Consider the following 19,455-nt stretch of genomic DNA (forward strand, 5'->3'; position numbering starts at 1 on the left):
GAAAGGAAGGGGATTCAGGGTTCGATTTCGATGCGGTTGGGGCCATCGCCCGGCGTGGCTTCCAGCGCACGCTGCGCGGCCACCACCATCTCGGGGGCCAGATCGTACAGCGGCGCGCCGGGCTGGGGGGTGCGGCCATGCACGCCCACGCTCACCGTCAGCGCGTGTTTCTCACCGGCCGCATCCAGCGGCTGGGCACACACCACCTGCCGCAAGTCCTCGACCAATACCAGGGCGCTGGCCACGTCGGCGTCGGGCAGCACCACCAGAAAGCGGCCACGGTCCCAGTGCCCCAGCAGGTCATGGCTGCGCACGCGCGCGGCCAGGCGTTGCGCCAGCGCACGCTCCAGGGCGCCCGTACGCGCGGGACCGAGCCGCGCGGACAGTCCGGCAAACCCATCGATCTCGATGACCAGCACGGTGACGGGGTGGCGCAGCCGGTCTGCCAGCGACAGGGCGCGGCCGAGCGCCTCCAGCGTGGCCTGCTGGTTGAGCAGGCCGGTGTGCGGGTCGCGCAACGCGACACCGGCCATCGCCTGCTCGCAACGCTGGCGCCCGCCCCGCACGCCCAGCCATGCCCCCACGGCCATGGCAACAAGGGCCACGGGCAGCAGGGCAAGAAGCGGTAGGGTCATGGCAAAACTGGTGGGGGCAGAGGAACACGACCCCCAATGGTACAGGCCCGCGCCTGCCACCTTCCCACCCGCCGCCTGGGGTCAACGGCCCGAGGTCACGCCGGGCAGCCAGGTTGACAAGGCGGGCACAGCCGCAATCAGCACCAGCGCCGCTGCCACGGCCAGCAGGAACGGGATGGTGGCCTTGAACAGGGGCCCCATGCGGATGTCGGCCTGCACCATGGCGATGTACAGGCCCGGCCCCACGGGCGGCGTCACCAGGCCCACCACCGTTGCCACCGTGCACACCACGCCGAAGTGGATCGGTTCGATGCCAAGCTGGGTCACCACCGGCATCAGCAGCGGCACCACCACGATGAGCACACTGATGCTCTCCAGGAACATGCCCAGCAGGACCATCAGCAAGATCACCAGCAGCAGGAACACGAAAGGCGAATCCGTCAAACCGGACATGTGAGCGACAACCATGTCGGGCACCCCCTGGAAGGCCAGCACCCAGCTCAGCACCGAGGCAGCAGCGATTAGCCCGGTAATCGTCGCGGTGTTGAGCGCCACGCCCAGCAGGATGGGCGCCAGGTCCTTGAGGCGAAGCTCGCGGTAGACGAAGCCCAGCACCAGCGCAATGATGGCGGCCACGGCCCCCGACTCGGTAGGCGTCATCACGCCCAGCATGATGCCCGCGATCACCACCAGCGGTATCACGGCGGGCACCAGCCCTTCGAACAGTACCTTGAGCGAGCCCTGGCGGGCGTCTGCCCGGCCAGCCGGCAGGCCAGGCCCCAGGACGCCATACAGGAAGATGACGAGCGCCAGAGCAGCGACGATCAGCAAGCCCGGCACGATCCCCGCGATGAACAGCGGGGCGATGGGCTGCACCGCCACCACGCCGTAGATGATCATCAGCATGGACGGCGGAATGATCGGGCCGAGCAGCCCGGCCGAGACCGTGACCGCACCCGAGAACTCGCGCCTGTAGCCCATGCGCTCCATCGCGGGGATCATCACCTTGCTCATCACGCCGATCTGTGCCACGGCCGAGCCCAGGATGGACGCCGCCATGGCGTTGGTGAACAGGTTGGCATAGGCCAGCCCGCCCCTGAGGCCGCCGACCAGCACCTCGGCCACCGCGATGAGGCGCTGCGTCAGGCCCGCCTTGTTCATGATTTCGCCGACCAGCAGGAACAGCGGGATGGCCAGCAGACTGTTGATTTCCAGCGCCCCGTAGAACTGGATGGGGATGGATTCGAACAGCACGGCCAGGTCGTTGGTGGCCATGAAGGCGATGGCCCCGGCCAGGATGGCGCCGAGGATGGGCATGCCAGCGAACAGCAGCCCGAAGAAGACGATGAGCGTGATCATGCCGCCACCCCCTCGCCGGAACGGGTGAGTTCACGCAGATGGCGCAGCAGCGCAGCCAGCTGGTGATACGCCATGCAGACCATGGCCAGCGGCAGGGCGCTGTAGTTGTACCAGCGCGGCAGCTGCGTGGTGGCCCCCAGCTCCATGCGCGATTCGGGCAGGTTCACCCAGTCCCAGCCCAGCTTGGCCATGAACAGCACCAGCGCCAGGAACAGCAGGCCGAGCAATGCCAGGAGCGCGTGGCGCGCACGGTGCCCAAGGGCCCGCTGCAGGAAGTCGATGCTCACCAGCTGGCCGTTCTGCACCAGCAGTGACAGGCCGAAAAGCGTTGCAAACACCAGCAGCTGGACCGAGATTTCCTCGGCCCAGAACAGCGGTGCGCCAAAGAAGTAGCGCAGCACCACCTGCAGCATCATGATGCCGGCGATGCCTGCGGTCAGGACCATCACCAGCGCCTTTTCAATACGGCCAAGCCAGCCGTCGAACGTCTGAATCAAGGAGTACACGCCATGTCTCCGCAAAATGCACAAAAGCAGACAGGGCCCCAGGGGGCGCTGTCCGCGAAGATCGGGAGCGGGCTGTCTGCCCGCCATGGACTTACAGGTCCTTGGCCTGCTTGTAGAAATCAGCGATCAGTGGGTTCTTGGCGGTGTACTGCTCGCGCACCTTGCCACCCACGGTCTGGAAGGACTTGATGTCGGCATCCACCACCTTGGCGCCGTCCGCCTTGGCCTTCGCGAGGTTGCTCACGTCGGCATCGATGGCGGTCTTGTAGCCCCACTTCTCGGCATCGGCCACCACCTTGGCGATCATGTCGCGCTCGGCCTGGCTGCGGCTGTCCCACCACCGTTTGGACACCACGATCGCGGCCGGGAAGGCCATGTGGTTGGTGAGCGTCAGGTTGGGCGCCTGCTGGTGGAACTTCAGGCCGACAAGGGCGTCCAGATCCACGTCCACCGCGTCCAGCAGCTTGGTCGTCAGCGAAGGCGCCACTTCAGACAGCGGCAGAGCCGTGGGCGCGGCACCGTTGGCGTTCCACCAATCGTTGTAGATGGGGCTGGGGAAGGAGCGCACCTTCTTGTTCGCCAGGTCCTTGGCCGACCTGACAGGCTGCAGCGCCAGCACGTGGCGCATGCCCGCGAAGGCGTAGCCCAGACCCACCATGCCATGCGGCTCCAGGCGCTTGAGCATCTCCTTGGCCGCAGGCGTGGCAGCGGCGCGCGAGGCGTGCTCCACGTCCTTGAAGACGTAGGGCAGGGACCAGGCCAGGAAGGACTCTTCGCGGTTGGACAAACCGCCCACCGTCAGCACGCCGAAGTGCATGGCGCCGGAGCGCAGCAGCTGGATCATCTGGGCCTCGTTGCCGAGCTTCTGCAGCGGGCTCACTTCCACCTTCATCTTGCTGCCCGAAGCCTTGTCCAGGTCCGCGGCGATCTTTTCCGACACCTGGTGCCACACGTGGGTGGGGGGCGTGATGTGGCCGAGTTTCAGGGTCTGTGCCTGTGCCGTGAAGGCGGCGGCGGTCAGTGCCGCGCCAGCGGCCAGCGCACGCAGGGCGTTCTTCAATGTCATGCTTGCTCCAATGGTTGAAAAGGGCGCGGCGCCATCACGGCACCGGCCCTGGAAAAAAATCTTTGAATCAGGCTGCGTCTGGCTGCGCAGCCGGGGCGGCGCGCTGGAACGCGTCCAGCTCGCCGCAGGCGGCGTCCACCGCGCGGATCAGGGGGTATGGCGCCAGGTCCACCTTGAAGCGGCGCGCGCTTTCCACCTGGGGCACCAGGTAGCAGTCGGCCAGGGTGGGTGTGTCGCCAAAGCTGAAGCGGCCGCGTTTGACATCCGCCGCCAGCAGCGCCTCGTAGGCATCAAAACCTGCAGTGATCCAGGTGCCGCACCAGGCGTTGATGGCGTCCTCGTTGGCACCGAACGTCTTGCGCAGGTATTCCAGGATGCGGCGGTTGTTGACGGGGTGGATGTCACACCCCACCAGGGCCGCGAGGGCGCGCACGCGGGCGCGGCCGTCCGCGTCGGCGGGCAGCAGCGCGGGCGTGGGGTACTGCTCCTCCAGCCACTCGATGATGGCTGGCGACTGGATCAGCACTTGCGTACCCGTGTCCAGCGCGGGCACCAGCTGCTGCGGGTTCAGCGCCTTGAAGGCGTCCTTCAGGTGCTCCTCCTTGCCCAGGTGCACGGCCAGGTACTCGTAGGGCACACCCTTGAGGTTGAGCGCGATGCGCAGCCGGTGCGACGTGCCGCTGCGCCAGAAGTTGTACAGCTTCATGGACACGTTCACTCGGCCGGGCCGACGTTCAGCACGATCTCGGCAATGCCTTCCACGCGGCCGGTGATCTTGTCACCCGCCACCACAGCGCCCACGCCTTCGGGCGTGCCGGTGTAGATCAGGTCGCCAGGCTGCAGGTGGTAGTAGGTGGAGAGGTCGGCAATGATCTCGCGGATGTTCCAGATCAGCTTGTCCACATCAGACGACTGCTTGGTCTGGCCGTTGACTTCCAGCGCAATGGCGCCCTTGTCCACCACCACACCCGCCATGGGCACGATCTCGGAGCACACCGAGCCCTGCTCGATGTCCTTGCCGGTGTCCCAGGGGCGGCCCTTGTCACGTGCCACCAGTTGCAGGTCACGGCGGGTCATGTCCAGGCCAGCGGCGTAGCCATAGACCAGTTCATGGGCGTTGGCCTCGCTCACGCGGAAACCCGGCTTGCCGATGGCCAGCACCAGTTCCATCTCGTAGTGGTAGTTGCTGGTGCGCGGCGGGTAGGGCACGGTGGCACCGCTTTCCACCAGCGTCTGGGGCGACTTGGTGAAGTAGAAGGCCTGCTCCACGCTCTTGTCCACGGGACGGCCCATTTCCACCGCGTGGGCATGGTAGTTGCGGCCCACGCAGAAGATTCGGTTGATGGGGAAACGCTCGGTCTTGCCGCGTACGGGCAGGGACTGGACGGGAGGCGGATTCCAGAGGTAGTTGCTCACTTGCTTTCCTGTTGTGTGGTGCTTCGCGGCGGCTCAGCCGCGGTTTTCAAAAACGCCGAGCTTTCGGTGCAGGGGTGACTCGTCGGCCATGAAGATGAAGGACGGCTGGTCGGCCGAGAGGTTCTTCAGCGTCACCTCGGTGTAGCCGGGGGCGCAGCAGGTGTCGGCCTCGCTCAGGGCGAAGGTGGACTCGGCGATGCGTGCCTCGCTGCGGCCTTCGATCTGGTGGAACACCACGGCGGGCGAACGCACGGGCAGGCGCAGGGTCTGACCGGGTTTGAGCATCAGGGCGTAGAAGCCCAGGATGTTCTCGGCGTCGTCACCCGTTTCGGGGTTGACGTAGGTGACCTGCACGCATTCCTGCTCAGGCTGGTCGGCCGCCAGCGACAGCAGCGCGGCGCGGGTGTCGGCCCAGGGGTAGCGCAGCATGGGGTAACGCTTGTCGCTGCGCTGGAACACGGTGGTGGGCACCACGCCCGCGCGGGTCCAGGCGCGGTCACCCCGGCCGGGGTTGACCTGCTGGCGTTCGCCGTTGATGTGGTAGCTGGCCTCCATGTAGTACACCAGCGGCAGGTCCAGCACGTCCAGCCATACCACGGGCTCGTTGCCGTCGTGGCCGTGCTCGTGCCACAGGCCGGTGGGCGTGAGGATGAGGTCACCCCGGCTCATGGGGCACTTCTCGCCGTCCACGGTGGTGTAGGCGCCCTCGCCCTCGACGATCATGCGCACGGCGTTGGGAGTGTGACGGTGGCTGGGTGCCCACTCGCCGGGCAGCAGCAGCTGCATGCCCAGGTACATGGCGGCGCTGGCCTGCATCTTCTCCAGGCCATGGCCAGGGTTGGCCAACACCAGCACGCGGCGCTCGGCCTTTTCGATGGGGGTCAGCTCGCCCGCCTTGAGCAACAGGGGCTTCAGGGTCTGGTACGACCAGTAGGTAGGCTTCGTCTGGCGGGTGGGCACCTTGGGCGGCAGCACCGCGCGCAAGCTGGGCCACAACGGCACCAGGTTGAGCTTCTTGAGTTCGTCGCGGTAGTCCTGCGGCAGGTCTTCCAGGCGGCCAAGTTCTTGACTCATCGTTTGTCTCCGTTGTGGTCAGTAGGGGGTAGCCAAGCAGTTGCTCACGTTCCAGCCGTAGAGCCATTCCATTGCGTCGTAGAAGCGCTCTGCCGAACGCCCGCGCCACAGGTCGTTGCGCACCAGGCGCTCCACGCCCTTGGCGTGGTAGATGCGGCCCATCTCGCGGCTGGACAGCACGATGCGCGCCGTGCGTGCCACGCGGGAACGCTGGTACAGGTCCAGCGCCTTGGTCCAGTCGTTGTTGTGCACGCGCAGGGCCTCACCCAGGGTCACGGCGTCTTCGATCGCCATGCAGGCACCCTGGGCCATGTACTGCGTGGTGGGGTGCGCAGCGTCGCCCAGCAGGGTGGCGCGGCCATAGGTCCACTGGCCAATCGGTTCGCGGTCGGCGGTAGCCCAACGCTTCCAGCTCTTGGGCAGGTCGATCAACTGGCGGGCTTTGGGGCAGATGCCCTGGAAGTAGCTCTGCACCTCTTCCTTGCTGCCCTCGCGCACGCCCCACTCTTCCTTGTCGCGGCTGTGGAAGGTCACCACCACGTTGTACTGCTCGCCGCCGCGCAGCGGGTAATGCACCAAGTGGCAGTTGGGGCCCACCCAGATGCTGGCGGCGTTCCACTGCAGGTCCACCGGGAAGTCCTTCTTGTCCACCACGGCGCGGTACACCACGTGACCGGTCACACGGGCCGGGTCGCCCACGTACTGCTGGCGAACCACGGACTTCACGCCGTCCGCACCGATCAGGGCCTGGCCCTTGTAGGCGTTGCCGTGCTGGTCATAGATGGTGACGGAATCGGCGTCCTGCTCCACGCGCTCGATGCGCGTGCTGGTCTGGAACTCCACCTGGCCGGTCTCCTGCGCGCCTTCCAGCAGCGACAGGTGCACGTCCACGCGGTGGATCACGGCATAGGGGTTGCCGAAGCGCTTGCGGAAGTTTTCGTCTGTCGGGATCTTGCCAACCTGGTATTCGTCGATGGCGTCGTGCATCACCATGTAGTCGGTGTACACGGCGCGCCCACGGGCTTTTTCGCCCACGCCCAGGGCGTCGAACGCATGGAAGGCATTGGGGCCGAGCTGGATGCCCGCGCCGATCTCACCGATCTCGGGCGCCTGCTCGAACACCTTGACCTTGAAGCCCCGACGCACCAGCGCCAGCGCCGCGGCCAGACCGCCGATACCACCGCCGGCCACGAGCACCGGCAAATCTTGGGATTGTTGCGTCATGCTTGGTCTCCTGAAATGTGAAAGCACTCAATTCATCAGCACACTAACAATTAGTATAGTGATGATTTGAACGTCTTGCAAGCGGTGGAATCCCCTAGACTCTAAGACCATGGCATCCAATCGACAAATCGAGTTCACCGGCCTTGGCCAGCTGCCCGGCCACGCCATACGGCGGCTGCACCAGATCTCGGTGGGCATCTTTCACCAAGAGGTGCAGGACCTCAACCTGACACCGGTGCAATACGGCGCCCTGCAAACCGTGCACAACCAGCCCGGCATAGACCAGCGCACGCTTGCCAGCCGGATCGCGCTGGACACATCCACCACGGCTGGCGTGGTGGACCGGCTGGAGGCGCGCGGCCTGCTGCAGCGCAGCCTCTCGCCGGAAGACAAGCGCGTGCGCCTGCTCACCATCACGCCCGAAGGAGCCGAACTGCTGCGCCAGGCCCTGCCCGGCGTGCTGCGGGCCCAGGAGCAGATCCTCGCGCCCCTGTCGCCGCAACAGCGGCAGACCTTCGTTGAACTGTTGAACCTGCTGGTCGAAGAGAACAACGAACTCAGCCGCGCGCCGAGCGAAACCAGCAAGTGAGCAGCGCTATACCTGCTCGGCTTGCACGAGCCGGGCGGTCAACTCGGCAGGCGCCGTAGGCCGTCCGAACAGGTAGCCCTGCGCGTATTCGCACCCATGCCGCAGCAGCCAATCGCGCTGCTCGGCCGTCTCCACCCCTTCTGCCACCACCGACAGGCCCAGGCTGCGGGCCATGGCCAGTATCGCGCCCACCAGGGCCTGGTCGTCGGGGTCGTCCACCACGCCGGACACGAAGCTCTGGTCCACCTTCAGCGATTTCAGGAACAGGTGCTTGAGGTAGCTGAGCGAGGAATAACCGGTGCCGAAGTCGTCGATCATCAGCTCGATGCCCAGCTGCCGCACCCCGTCGAGCCATGTCTTCACCGAGGCAGACGTGCTGAGCAGCACGGACTCGGTGATCTCGAACACGATGGCCGAACTTGGCACGCCATGCCGCGCCAGCGTCTGCCGGACCAGGTCCACGGGCAGCCCCCGGGGCACCTGCCTGCCGGACACGTTGACCGCCACTGCGATCTCCAGCCCCGCGCGACGCCACTCGGCGACCTGGCGGCAGCACTCGCCCAGCGCCCAGGCGCCCATCTCCACGATCAGGCCGGTTTCTTCGGCCAGGGGGATGAACGCCGATGGCGGCACCATGCCCTTGACGGGGTGTTTCCAGCGCATCAGCGCTTCCACGTGCACCGTGCGGCCGCTGGCCAGCTCCACGATGGGCTGGTAGTGGACAAACAGCTCGCCGCTGCCCAGCGCGCGGCGCAGGTCGGCCTCCAGCGCCCGGCGCTGCAGCACATGCTCGGTCATCGACGCCTTGTAGAACTGGAACGTGTTGCGCCCGGACTCCTTGGCCTTGTACATCGCCAGGTCGGCATGGCGCAGCAGTTCGCTGGCACTGTCACCGTCACCGGGGAACACCGTGATGCCGATACTCGCACCTATCCAGGCCTCCTGGCCATTCAGGTCGAAACGTTCCCCCAGCACAGAAACGACCTTCTCGGCAATGCGGGCCGCGTCAGCGGTGTCGTGCAGGTGAGGAAGCATCAGGGCAAATTCGTCGCCGCCCAGGCGCCCGACGGTGTCGCTCTCACGCACACAGCCGATCAGCCTGCGGGCCACCTGCTGCAGCAGCACGTCGCCCACCTCGTGGCCAGCGGAGTCGTTGATGTTCTTGAAGTGGTCGAGGTCGACGAACAGCAGCCCTACCTGAACCCCCTCGCGGCGGGCCAGTTTCAGCTCCTGGCTCAGGCGTTCGGCCAGCAGGTTGCGGTTGGGCAAGCCCGTGAGCATGTCGTAGTTCGCGCGGTAGCGGATCTCTTCCTCGCTCTTGCGCCGCCGGGTGATGTCCCGGAACACGGCCACCGCACCTGTGACCACGTCGTCACGCATCATGGGCGTAACCAGATATTCGACCGGAAAGACGCTGCCGTCCTTGCGCGTGAAGCTCTCTGTGTCGCTCATCGAGCAACATGCCTCGGCCAGGGTCTTGCGCACCGGGCAGTCGAGCAGGTCACCCGCATCGCTGCCGGGCAAGCGGCAGCGGATCAGGGCATGGGGTTCCTGGCCGATGAACTCGTCCCTCTCATACCCCAGGGTCTGCAGGGCCATGGGGTTGACGAAGACCACCCTGCCCGTTTTGTCCACACCGAAGATGCCCTCACCAACCGCTTCAAGGATCGACTGGTTGCGCTGATCCAGCATTTCGCGTGCGTTCGCGTCTGCGTGGATGGCCTTGGCAAGGCGGCGCGCACGCCGCAGGTACAGCCACAGCAGCACCCCCATCACCACGAAAGCGGCCGTCACCAACGGCACCAGGCGCTCCACCACCTGCCGGCCAGGGGCGGGTGGCATCCAGCCCACCACGCCATGCGGCGTCCCGTCCGCCAGGGTCAAAGGTTCGTAAGTGCCCTCGCCAGCAGGCTGAGGCAGCAGCGCGAAGACCTCGTTGCCCATGATGCCCGCCGATGCGGGGAGCACTCCGGCGTCCAGGGAGCGGGCAAACACCAGAACCGCCCGGGGGTCTGGAACCTGCTGGGCATTGGATTCGGGCAGGTACGTCGACACCGCCGCCAGGTGGATGGTCCCATCGTGTTCCACCAGGCCCGTGGCCACGGCGTCTTCGGGTGACGCGCTGGGCTTGAGCGCCCGGGCCTGCTCCATCAGGGCACGCAGCGACGGCGTGAGCACTTCGGGAGAGAGGTCTGCGGTTGAGCCGTCGGACGTGGCTTCCAGCCTGGGGCGGTCGCTGCCGTCCACCGCCAGGCTGAACGACAGGGAAAAACCCTTCACGGCGTAATCACCGGCATTGCCTTCCCACCAAGCGGGATCGTAGGCGGTGGACAGCCGGTCGATGGCCTCGTCCCAATGGGTGTAGTCCCGCACGTGGGACGCCAGCTGCCGCGCCTGCAAGGCCATCAGGCCACGAAACTGCTCCCTGGAAGCGTCGGCCGCCGCCTGGTCCTGCGCACGCCCCATGTATTGCAGCAAGGCGATGACGACCACCAGGCCGATGGCAATGACCACAGCGAACACGCCCACCAGCGTACCGAGCAACTGCAGCGCCTGAGGGCGTTGCTCGACCGCCCGTGTCATCCCGGTGTTGTCCAACTGTTGCCTTTATTTGTCGTTGCGTTCGCGCAAACGGTCCCTGCCGCCCGCTGCGCAGACGCCTGTGTTGATTTCCTGACCAATGGTACAGGATACCCCCGTGCGAACCCCCGGCGGCAGCCAGACTGGCGCACAAGTGAGAAAATCCCCCTCATGAACGCCCTAAACACCGTTGAACTGATGAACACCCTGGGCCAGCAGGCCAAGGCCGCCTCGGCGCTGATGGCCAAGGCCGGTGCCGCCACCAAGGTGGCCGCACTGCGCGGGCTGGCCGCCCTGCTGCGCGCCAACGTGGCCCAGCTGCAGACCGAAAACGCCAAGGACCTGGAACGCGCCCGCGCCAACGGCCTGGCCGAACCCATGGTGGACCGCCTCAAGCTCACGCCCAAGGTCATCGAGACCTGCGCCGAAGGCTGCGAGCAGCTCGCAGCCATGCCCGACATCATTGGCGAGATCATGGGCATGAAGCAGCAGCCCAGCGGTATCCGCGTGGGCCAGATGCGCGTGCCCATCGGCGTGTTCGGCATGATCTACGAGAGCCGCCCCAACGTCACCATCGAGGCCGCTTCCCTGTCCATCAAGAGCGGCAACGCCTGCATCCTGCGCGGCGGCTCCGAGGCCATCGACAGCAACCGCGCCCTGGCCGCCCTGGTGCAGCAGGCCCTGGTGGCCGCGGGCTTGCCCGCCGACGCGGTGCAGCTCGTGCCCACCACCGACCGCGAGGCCGTGGGCCAGCTCATCGCCATGCCGCAGTACGTGGACGTGATCATCCCGCGCGGCGGCAAGGGCCTGATCGAGCGCATCAGCCGCGAGGCCAAGGTGCCCGTCATCAAACACCTGGACGGCAACTGCCACACCTATGTGGATGCGCCTTGCGACATCGCCATGGCGGTGAAGGTGGCTGACAACGCCAAGACGCAGAAGTACAGCCCCTGCAACGCCACCGAAAGCCTGCTGGTGGCGCGCGCGGTGGCCGTCGATTTCCTGCCGCGCATCGGCGCCGTCTACGCCGCCAAGGGCGTGGAAATGCGCTGCTGCCCCGAGGCCAAGGCCATCCTCGCCGGTGTGGCGGGCGTTCAATTGAAGGATGCGGTTGAACAGGACTGGTACGAGGAATACCTGGCGCCCGTTATCAGCGTGAAGGTGGTCGACGGGCTGGACGAAGCCATTGCCCACATCAACAAGTACTCCAGCCACCACACCGAGGCCATCCTCACCACCGACCACATGCACGCGCAGCGCTTCCTGCGCGAGGTGGATTCCAGCAGCGTGATGGTCAACGCCAGCACGCGCTTCGCGGATGGCTTCGAGTACGGGCTGGGTGCCGAAATCGGCATCTCCACCGACAAGTTCCACGCTCGGGGCCCGGTGGGGGTGGAGGGCCTGACCTCGCTGAAATACGTGGTGCTGGGCGAAGGCGAAGTGCGCGGCTGAACAAGCCCGCCCCGGCAAGGAAATACCCGCAGGGGGACAATCGGCGCATGACGAAAGCGCTGAATTCCATCCCCCTGTCAATGCTGGATCTTGTCGCGGTGCGCGAAGGCGGCACTGTGGCCGACGCCCTGCAGATCGCCCTGCGCACCGCCCGGCACGTGGAAGGCCTGGGCTTCACACGCTACTGGCTGGCCGAACACCACAACATGGCGGGCATCGCCAGCTCCGCCACGGCGGTGCTGGTGGGCCACATCGCGGGCGGCACGCAGCGCATTCGCGTGGGTTCGGGCGGCATCATGCTGCCCAACCACGCACCGCTGGTGGTGGCCGAAGCCTTTGGCACGCTGGCCGAGCTGTACCCCGGCCGCATCGACCTGGGCCTGGGCCGTGCCCCGGGCACGGACGGCCTGACCATGCGCGCCCTGCGCCGCGACCGCGTGGAAACCGAAGAAGACTTCCCGCGCGACGTGGCCGAACTGCAACGCCTGCTGGACGATCCCAAGCCGGGCCAGCGCCTCATCGCCATGCCTGGCGCGGGCACCAATGTGCCCATCTGGTTGCTGGGTTCCAGCCTGTTCTCGGCGCAGCTGGCCGCTGAACGCGGCCTGCCCTATGCCTTTGCCTCGCACTTCGCACCGCGCCTGCTGCTGCAGGCGCTGGAGCTGTACCGCAGCCTGTTCCGCCCCAGCGCGACGCTGGCCAAGCCCTACGCCATCATCGGCGTGCCGCTGATTGCCGCGCCTACCGACGAAGAAGCCGAATTCCTGGCCAGCAGCACCTACCAGCGGGTGCTGGGCATCCTTACCGGCGACCGGCGTCGCCTGCAACCGCCGGTGGCGGACTTCTGGGCCAACGTGGGCGGGCAGGCCCGTGCGGGCATTGGCGACTTTCTGGCCGCTGCCGTCATTGGCGGGCCCGACACGGTGCGTGCCGGGCTGCAGCGCCTGGCTGACCTGACCGAGGCCGACGAGTTCATGCTCGTCAGCGACGTGTACGACCCTGCGCTGCGCCTGCGCTCGCTGGACATTGCCGCTGCGGCGATGCGGGGATAATTCCGCCATGGCAAACAGACAACGCGTGGTGGTGGGCTTGAGCGGCGGCGTGGATTCCGCCGTGAGCGCCTGGCTGCTGAAACAACAGGGTTACGACGTCATCGGCATCTTCATGAAGAACTGGGAAGATGACGACGACAGCGAGTACTGCTCCAGCCGCCAGGACTGGCTGGACGCGGCCAGCGTGGCCGACGTGATCGGCATCGACATCGAGCACGTGAACTTTGCCGCCGAGTACAAGGACCGCGTGTTCGCCGAGTTCCTGCGCGAATACCAGGCGGGCCGCACGCCCAACCCCGACATCCTCTGCAACGCCGAGATCAAGTTCAAAGCCTTCCTGGACCACGCCTTCGCGCTGGGTGCCGAGAAGATCGCCACCGGGCATTACGCGCGTGTGCGCCTCAACCAGGGCACGGGCAAGCACGAGTTGCTCAAGGGCCTGGACCCGCTGAAGGACCAGAGCTACTTCCTGCACCGGCTCAACCAGGCGCAGCTGTCCAAGACCATCTTCCCCGTGGGTGAGCTGCCCAAGACCGAGGTGCGCCGCATTGCCGCCGAAATCGGGCTGCCCAACGCGAAGAAGAAGGACTCCACCGGCATCTGCTTCATCGGCGAGCGGCCGTTCCGCGATTTCCTCAACCGCTATATCCAGAAGGAACCCGGCCCCATCCGCGACGACCGGGGCCGCGAGATTGGCCAGCACGTGGGCCTGAGCTTCTACACCCTGGGCCAGCGCCAGGGCCTGGGCATAGGCGGCGTGAAGGAAAAAGGCGCAGCCAAGGGCGGCGGCGAACACGCGCCATGGTTCGTGGCCCGCAAAGATATCGCCACCAACACCCTGTGGGTGGTTCAGGGGCACGACCACCCCTGGCTGCTGTCACCGCGCCTGACGGCAGAAGATGCAAGCTGGGTGGCCGGTGAACCGCCGGCCCTGAACGCCTGCGGCGCCAAGACGCGCTATCGCCAGGCCGACGCCGCGTGCAGCGTGGCCCAAGCGAGCGCCACCGGTTTCACGCTCGACTTTGCCGAGCCGCAATGGGCCGTGACGCCCGGCCAGAGCGCCGTGCTTTATGACGGTGAGGTGTGTCTGGGTGGCGGCGTCATCCACAGCGCCACAGCCACCGAGATGCCGCTGCCTGCCATTCCGGCGCCGCAGCGCGCGCGCCACCGGCCCGCGCCAAAGAAAACCAGCGCCGCGCGCTGATTCAGGCCGCCAGGCTCACGCGGTCCCGCCCGCCCTGTTTCGACTGGTACAGCGCCGCATCCGCGCGGCCCAGCCAGTCATTGGCGCTTTCCTGCCCGCGCCACAGCGCCGCGCCCGCCGACACGGTGATGCTCAGCACCACCTCCGGCGCGTTGCGCTTGCGCAGCTTCATGGCCTTGGCTTGGGTGCGCACCTTTTCCGCCAATTGCGCCGTGCGTTCCAGGCTGGCGTGCGGCAGCAGGATGGCGAACTCCTCGCCGCCGTAACGCGCCACCACGTAGCCCGGATCGGTCACGGTCAGGCGCAGCATCTCGCCCATCGCGGCCAGCACCTGGTCGCCCACCAGATGGCCGTGGCGGTCGTTGATCTGCTTGAAATGATCAATATCCAACATCACCAGGCCATGGCTGACGTTGGGGACCTTCGACTGGTGCAGCAACTTGTCCAGCTGGTGGTCCAGCCCCTTGCGGTTGAGCACGCGCGTCAGGCTGTCCACGAACACCTCCTCGCGGGCCCGCTGCAGGTCGGCGCGCAGCCGCTCGATCTCGCGCTCACTGGCGTCCACCTGGGCCTGCAGGGCCGCTGCGGAATGCTGCATGTCCTGGCTGTGGCGCAGGGCCTCCTCCACGTGCTGTTGCAGCATGGGTGAACCCTCCGCCTGCAAGGCCGTGGTCAGGCCATGGAGTTGCGCACCGAACTCGCCAGCGCGGTCACCGGTGCGCCGCACGGTCTCGGCCATGCCCGCCATCACCTGCTGGAAGTCGCGGCTGATGCGGTCCATGGTCTTGTCGTCCACCCCCGCGATATGCTCGCGGTACAGGCGCTGCACCGTGGCATCGCTCAAGCGCCCTTCGGTCTGGCAGAAATGCAACAGCGCGTCCGACAGGCGGGCATTCAAGCCTGCGACATGTTCGTAAAAGACGGTGTAGGTGACAGGGTGGAACGCGGCATCGTGGCGGGCCATTTCCGCCAGGGCGGCGCGCAACCATTCGGCGCTTTTTTCTTTGGGTTCGGTGTAGAGCATGTCGCTTGCGCGTTCCGGCGGCCCCTGAAATGGTCGCATTTTTAATGTTTATTTGATTCTAAACGCATACTGCACACATGGTCAACGCGAACATGCCATACTGATCAATATTGGAGATATCTGCCATGAACGCTACCGCACACCCCGTCACCCGCCCGCGCGGCGTGGAACGCCTTGTCGCCGGACAGGCCACGTCTGACGGCGCAGGCGTCAAGCTGACCCGCGTGCTCACGCAGGATTTGCAGGAGCGGCTGGACCCGTTCCTGATGCTGGACGCCTTCGGCAGCGACGACCCGGACGACTACATCGCGGGCTTCCCCGACCACCCCCACCGGGGCTTCGAGACGATCACCTACATGATCGCCGGACGCATGCTGCACCGCGACAGCGCTGGCCACGAGGGCCTGCTGGAGAACGGTGGCGTGCAGTGGATGACCGCTGGGCGGGGCGTGATCCATTCCGAGATTCCCCAGCAGGAAAACGGCGTGATGGAGGGTTTCCAGCTCTGGCTGAACCTGCCCGCGCGCGACAAGATGTGTCCGCCGTGGTATCGCGACATCCCGGCCGGGGAGCTGCCCCGCTTCGTCACACCGGCTGGCGTGGAGGTGACGGTCATCGCCGGGGAAAGCCATGGCGTGCAGGGCGCGGTGACCCGGGACGCCTCCGCCCCGCTCTACCTGGACCTGCACCTGAAGGCCGGTGCTCGCTTTGAACAACCGCTGCCCGAAGGCCACAATGCCTTCGTCTATGTCTACCGGGGGGAGCTGAAGGTGGGGGGCACCGCGGTTCAGTCACAGCGCATGGCCATGCTGGCCAACGACGGCGGTGACGGTGCGGTGCTGGAGGCCTCGCAAGACGCCAAGGCCCTGCTGATCGCCGGCCGCCCGTTGAAGGAGCCCATCGTGCAGTACGGGCCCTTCGTCATGAACACACCACAGGAAATCCACCAGGCGATCGCCGACCTTCGCGCGGGCCGGCTGGCCTGACGGCAGCGTCAGAACGGAATGTCGTCGTCCATGTCGTCGAAGCCGCTGGACGGCGCGGGCGCGGGAGCGCGCTGGGGCGCCGGGCGCTGTGCGGGCGCTGCCGGACGGGCAGCAGGCGCAGCCGCACGGGGGGCGTAGCCGCCACCGCCGCCTTCGTCCATGCCCGCGCCGCCCATGCCCTCACGGCCACCCAGCAGCTGCAGTTCCGTGGCAATGATGTCCACCGTGTTCTTCTCGACACCGGACTGGTCGGTGTACTTGCCGTACTTCAGGCGGCCTTCCACGTAGATGGGGCGGCCCTTTTTCACGTACTCGCCGGCAATCTCGGCCAGGCGGTCGTAGAAAGTGACGCGGTGCCACTGGGTGTCCTCGACCGTCTCGCCGCTGTTGCGGTCCTTGCGGCGGCTGGTGGTGGCAATGCTGACGTTGGCCACGGCCTGGCCCGAGGGCAGGTAGCGGATTTCGGGGTCACGGCCGCAATTGCCGATCAGGATGACTTTGTTGACGGATGCCATGGCGTTCTAATCCTCTCTTCTGTGGTGTAAGCCAGACAGGGATTGTGCAGCATTTGACCTGCCTGCCCCGCCCGCAAGGGCTCGTGTTTACACTGGGACGCATGCCCCGGTCAAACCACCCCGACTTCCTGGAAAACCTGCGTCTCGAGGTGGCGGATGGCCGCCAGTGGCTCGATCGCGCCGTGGTGATCGGCTTCGCCGTGCTGGCCGGCCTGGCCGTGGTGGGGTTCACCTGGCTGCACGACCTGGCGTTCGAACAATTCCAGTCCTTGCGCGGGACGCACTGGTGGCTGCCCCTGCTGTGGACGCCCGCGCTGACCGCCCTGGTCGTCTGGCTCATCCGCCGCTGGGCACCGGGCGCCGCCGGTTCCGGCGTGCCCCACGTGATGGCGGCACTGGATGGCCACGTTCCGAAGTCGCAACGGCACCGGTTCGTCTCGCTGCGGCTGAGCGCCGCCAAGGTCCTGGGGGTGTCGGGCGGTGTGCTGGCCGGGCTGTCCGTAGGCCGCCAGGGACCTTCGGTGCAGGTGGCGGCAGGCGTCATGCATCACGCCAGGCGCTACCTGTCACCACGCACGGTCATCACCGACCGGGAACTGCTGGTGGCGGGGGGCGCGGCAGGCATCGCCGCGGCGTTCAACACGCCCCTGGGCGGCATTGTGTTCGCCATCGAGGAGCTGTCGCGCCGGCTGGAGCAGCGCAGCAGCGGGCTGATGCTGGCCGCCATCGTCGTGTCCGGGCTGGTGTCCGTCTCGGTCTTCGGCAACCTGTCCTACTTCGGCCGGGTCAGCATCGAGGTGCTTTCCTGGTCGGACCTGCTCTGGCCGGGCTTCCTGATCGCGCTGAGCTGTGGCCTGAGCGGCGGGCTGCTGGCGCGTTTGCTGCTGGTGTCGTCAACCGGCCTGCCCGACCGTTTCTGCGCCTACCGGCGTGCCTACCCGGTACGGTTCGCCGCGTGGTGCGGTTTCGGCGTCGCGGCAATTGGCATCGTCACCGGCGGCTCCGCCCTGGGGGGCGGGCACCACCATGTCCGGGAATTGCTGGCCATGGAGTCGATCGAGGAACACACGCCGTTGCTGTTTTCCGGCCTGAAGTTCGTGGCCTCGTGGTGGTCGGCGTGGTCGGGGGTGCCCGGCGGCATCTTCGGCCCCAGCCTGGCCCTGGGCGCTGGTGTGGGGGCGGACGTTGCCTGGCTGACCAACGCGTCGCAGGTGCAGGCGCTCATCGCCATCGGCATGGCCGCCTTCCTGGCCGCGGTGACACAAACCCCCATCACGGCGATGATCATCGTCATGGAGATGACCGACGGTCACAGCATGGTGCTGAGCCTGATGGCAGGCGCGCTGCTGTCCAGCCTGGTGTCGCGGATGATCAGCCGCCCGCTGTACAGCACGATGTCGGAATACCTGCTGGCGGCCGTGAAACCGTCGTCACAGGCGCCTGAGCCTTCGGCGCCAGGGGAGCCTGCCGTCACACGCGCCGCAACGGAGCCGCCGCAGGCACCTTCATCGGCCACGCCACCAGCAGCCACGCCAGAGTCAGGCCCGCACAAACCATGAACAGGCCTTGCGCCCCGAAGCGGCTGCTCAGCCAGCCGCCTGCGGCCCCGCCCACAAAGAACCCGACCGACTGCAGGGTGTTGTAAACCCCAAGGGCCGCACCGCGCGCATGCGCGGGTGCCAGCCGCGAAGCCAGGCTGGGCTGGCTGGCTTCCAGCGTGTTGAAGCCCAGGAAGAAAAGGAACAGCCCCGCCGACAGGCCATAGACCGAAGGCGTGTGCGCCGCGCTGAACCAGAAACCGAGCTGCACCAGCACGAGCAGGCCTATGGCAAACAGGAACACCGCGCGCAGATGCCCGCGCCGCTCCAGGCGGAAAAGAACGCCACCCATGACCAGGAAGGACGCCACCAGCGTGGCCAGATAGACCTGCCAGTGCTGCGCCTGGGCCAGCCCGGCCTGGACCAGCAAAGCGGGCACCGCCATCCACATGGCCAGCTGCACCGCGTGCAGCACAAAGACGCCCCAGTCGAGCCGCAACAGTCCGGCGTGGGTCAGCACCTCGCGCAGGCCGCCGCGTCCGGCGTCGCGGGTCTCGGCCGGCTCCGGGGGCACCACCCAAACCACCACGGCCATGCCCGCCAGGGCCAGCAACGCCGTCAGCCAGAACAACCCGCCCAGCCCGATACGCGCCGCCAGCACGGGCGAAAACACCAGCGACAGGGCGAACATCAAGGCGATGCTCACGCCCACGAGAGCCATGGCCTTGGTTCGCACTTCGTCGCGCGTCACATCGGCCAGAAATGCGGTAATGGCAGCGGAAATGGCGCCACCGCCTTGCAGGGCACGCCCCAGGGTCAGCATGTCCAGCGTGGGCGCCCACGCGGCAACCAGGCTGCCCACGGCAAACAGCGCCAACCCCAGAAGGATCACCCGCTTGCGCCCCCAGCGGTCCGACGCCATGCCCAGCGGAATCTGCAGCAACGCCTGGGTCAGGCCGTACACGCCCATGGCCAGACCAACCCGCGCGGGATCATCCCCCCCGGGGTACTTCGCTGCCTCCAGGGCGAACACCGGCAGCACCAGGAACAACCCCAGCATGCGCAGCGCAAAAATGGAAGCCAGCGACACGCTGGCCCGGCGTTCGCTGGCTGTCATGCGGTGGGGGTCTGTCAGGGTATCGGACACGTCGACAAAATTCGGCACAAAGTCCGGATTGTCGCTCAATACGCAAGCCCCCCGGGGGCATGGGCCGTTGGCTCACACCACCCCGCGC

General features: G+C 66.8%; 18 protein-coding genes. 6 read left to right on the top strand and 12 right to left on the bottom strand.

The genetic code is table 11. The features are described from left to right. Nucleotides 1-14 precede the first annotated feature (14 nt). The 8 genes from ACYVHH_RS14675 to ACYVHH_RS14710 all read right to left on the bottom strand — a co-directional run bounded on the left by ACYVHH_RS14675 (nucleotide 15) and on the right by ACYVHH_RS14710 (nucleotide 7,280). Nucleotides 15-635: a GGDEF domain-containing protein gene (locus ACYVHH_RS14675; protein ID WP_460565937.1), complete on the bottom strand. Its 621-nt coding sequence runs from the start codon at nucleotides 633-635 to the stop codon at nucleotides 15-17. 81 nt (nucleotides 636-716) lie between these two features. Then, complete coding sequence (locus tag ACYVHH_RS14680) at nucleotides 717-1,994, bottom strand: TRAP transporter large permease (protein WP_460565938.1); 1,278 nt, start codon at nucleotides 1,992-1,994, stop codon at nucleotides 717-719. Further along, the gene (locus ACYVHH_RS14685) at nucleotides 1,991-2,500 is read right to left on the bottom strand and encodes a TRAP transporter small permease (protein ID WP_460565939.1); all 510 of its coding nucleotides are present in this window, start codon (nucleotides 2,498-2,500) and stop codon (nucleotides 1,991-1,993) included. The genes ACYVHH_RS14680 and ACYVHH_RS14685 overlap by 4 nt, the downstream gene beginning before the upstream one ends. Before the next feature lie 91 nt (nucleotides 2,501-2,591). Beyond that, nucleotides 2,592-3,566: a TRAP transporter substrate-binding protein gene (locus ACYVHH_RS14690; RefSeq protein WP_460565940.1), complete on the bottom strand. Its 975-nt coding sequence runs from the start codon at nucleotides 3,564-3,566 to the stop codon at nucleotides 2,592-2,594. A 67-nt stretch (nucleotides 3,567-3,633) separates the two neighbouring features. After that, nucleotides 3,634-4,272, bottom strand: coding sequence for a maleylacetoacetate isomerase (maiA, locus tag ACYVHH_RS14695; RefSeq protein WP_460565941.1), 639 nt, complete (start codon nucleotides 4,270-4,272; stop codon nucleotides 3,634-3,636). An 8-nt stretch (nucleotides 4,273-4,280) separates the two neighbouring features. Continuing rightward, nucleotides 4,281-4,982 carry a fumarylacetoacetate hydrolase family protein gene (locus tag ACYVHH_RS14700; protein ID WP_460565942.1) on the bottom strand — a complete coding sequence of 234 codons (702 nt, stop codon included), beginning with the start codon at nucleotides 4,980-4,982 and terminating at the stop codon, nucleotides 4,281-4,283. A gap of 33 nt (nucleotides 4,983-5,015) precedes the next feature. Beyond that, on the bottom strand, nucleotides 5,016-6,056 hold the full coding sequence (locus tag ACYVHH_RS14705; protein ID WP_460565943.1) for a cupin domain-containing protein: 1,041 nt from the start codon (nucleotides 6,054-6,056) through the stop codon (nucleotides 5,016-5,018). Between the two features lie 18 nt (nucleotides 6,057-6,074). After that, the gene (locus tag ACYVHH_RS14710; RefSeq protein WP_460565944.1) at nucleotides 6,075-7,280 is read right to left on the bottom strand and encodes a 3-hydroxybenzoate 6-monooxygenase; all 1,206 of its coding nucleotides are present in this window, start codon (nucleotides 7,278-7,280) and stop codon (nucleotides 6,075-6,077) included. A 109-nt stretch (nucleotides 7,281-7,389) separates the two neighbouring features. On the opposite strand from ACYVHH_RS14710, the gene ACYVHH_RS14715 reads away from it, so the two are divergent. Beyond that, nucleotides 7,390-7,869 carry a MarR family winged helix-turn-helix transcriptional regulator gene (locus ACYVHH_RS14715; RefSeq protein ID WP_460565945.1) on the top strand — a complete coding sequence of 160 codons (480 nt, stop codon included), beginning with the start codon at nucleotides 7,390-7,392 and terminating at the stop codon, nucleotides 7,867-7,869. Between the two features lie 6 nt (nucleotides 7,870-7,875). On the opposite strand, the gene ACYVHH_RS14720 is transcribed toward ACYVHH_RS14715, so the two are convergent. Further along, on the bottom strand, nucleotides 7,876-10,452 hold the full coding sequence (locus ACYVHH_RS14720) for a bifunctional diguanylate cyclase/phosphodiesterase (protein ID WP_460565946.1): 2,577 nt from the start codon (nucleotides 10,450-10,452) through the stop codon (nucleotides 7,876-7,878). 168 nt (nucleotides 10,453-10,620) lie between these two features. Here ACYVHH_RS14720 and ACYVHH_RS14725 point away from each other — a divergent pair, with 168 nt between their 5' ends. From ACYVHH_RS14725 to mnmA, 3 genes are read left to right on the top strand one after another with little or no spacing between them, the layout of a single operon-like run. Further along, entirely contained in the window at nucleotides 10,621-11,901 is a 1,281-nt protein-coding gene (locus ACYVHH_RS14725; RefSeq protein ID WP_460565947.1) for a glutamate-5-semialdehyde dehydrogenase, read from the top strand. 47 nt (nucleotides 11,902-11,948) lie between these two features. Beyond that, the gene (locus tag ACYVHH_RS14730; RefSeq protein WP_460565948.1) at nucleotides 11,949-12,953 is read left to right on the top strand and encodes an LLM class flavin-dependent oxidoreductase; all 1,005 of its coding nucleotides are present in this window, start codon (nucleotides 11,949-11,951) and stop codon (nucleotides 12,951-12,953) included. Nucleotides 12,954-12,960: 7 nt separating this feature from the next. Further along, entirely contained in the window at nucleotides 12,961-14,157 is a 1,197-nt protein-coding gene (mnmA, locus tag ACYVHH_RS14735; RefSeq protein ID WP_460565949.1) for a tRNA 2-thiouridine(34) synthase MnmA, read from the top strand. A gap of 1 nt (nucleotide 14,158) precedes the next feature. On the opposite strand, the gene ACYVHH_RS14740 is transcribed toward mnmA, so the two are convergent. Continuing rightward, complete coding sequence (locus tag ACYVHH_RS14740) at nucleotides 14,159-15,181, bottom strand: GGDEF domain-containing protein (RefSeq protein ID WP_460565950.1); 1,023 nt, start codon at nucleotides 15,179-15,181, stop codon at nucleotides 14,159-14,161. A 125-nt stretch (nucleotides 15,182-15,306) separates the two neighbouring features. Between ACYVHH_RS14740 and ACYVHH_RS14745 the strand changes: the two genes are divergently transcribed. After that, complete coding sequence (locus ACYVHH_RS14745; RefSeq protein ID WP_460565951.1) at nucleotides 15,307-16,167, top strand: pirin family protein; 861 nt, start codon at nucleotides 15,307-15,309, stop codon at nucleotides 16,165-16,167. A gap of 8 nt (nucleotides 16,168-16,175) precedes the next feature. On the opposite strand, the gene ssb is transcribed toward ACYVHH_RS14745, so the two are convergent. Continuing rightward, nucleotides 16,176-16,682, bottom strand: a complete 507-nt coding sequence (gene ssb / locus ACYVHH_RS14750; protein WP_460565952.1) for a single-stranded DNA-binding protein — start codon at nucleotides 16,680-16,682, stop codon at nucleotides 16,176-16,178. A 101-nt stretch (nucleotides 16,683-16,783) separates the two neighbouring features. On the opposite strand from ssb, the gene ACYVHH_RS14755 reads away from it, so the two are divergent. Beyond that, nucleotides 16,784-18,241 carry a chloride channel protein gene (locus ACYVHH_RS14755; RefSeq protein WP_460565953.1) on the top strand — a complete coding sequence of 486 codons (1,458 nt, stop codon included), beginning with the start codon at nucleotides 16,784-16,786 and terminating at the stop codon, nucleotides 18,239-18,241. On the opposite strand, the gene ACYVHH_RS14760 is transcribed toward ACYVHH_RS14755, so the two are convergent. Continuing rightward, a complete protein-coding gene (locus ACYVHH_RS14760; RefSeq protein ID WP_460566005.1) occupies nucleotides 18,153-19,337 on the bottom strand; it encodes an MFS transporter in 1,185 nt (394 codons plus the stop codon). The two genes, ACYVHH_RS14755 and ACYVHH_RS14760, sit on opposite strands and share 89 nt — an antisense overlap. Nucleotides 19,338-19,455 lie beyond the last annotated feature (118 nt).

Source organism: Hydrogenophaga aquatica, assembly GCF_054780915.1.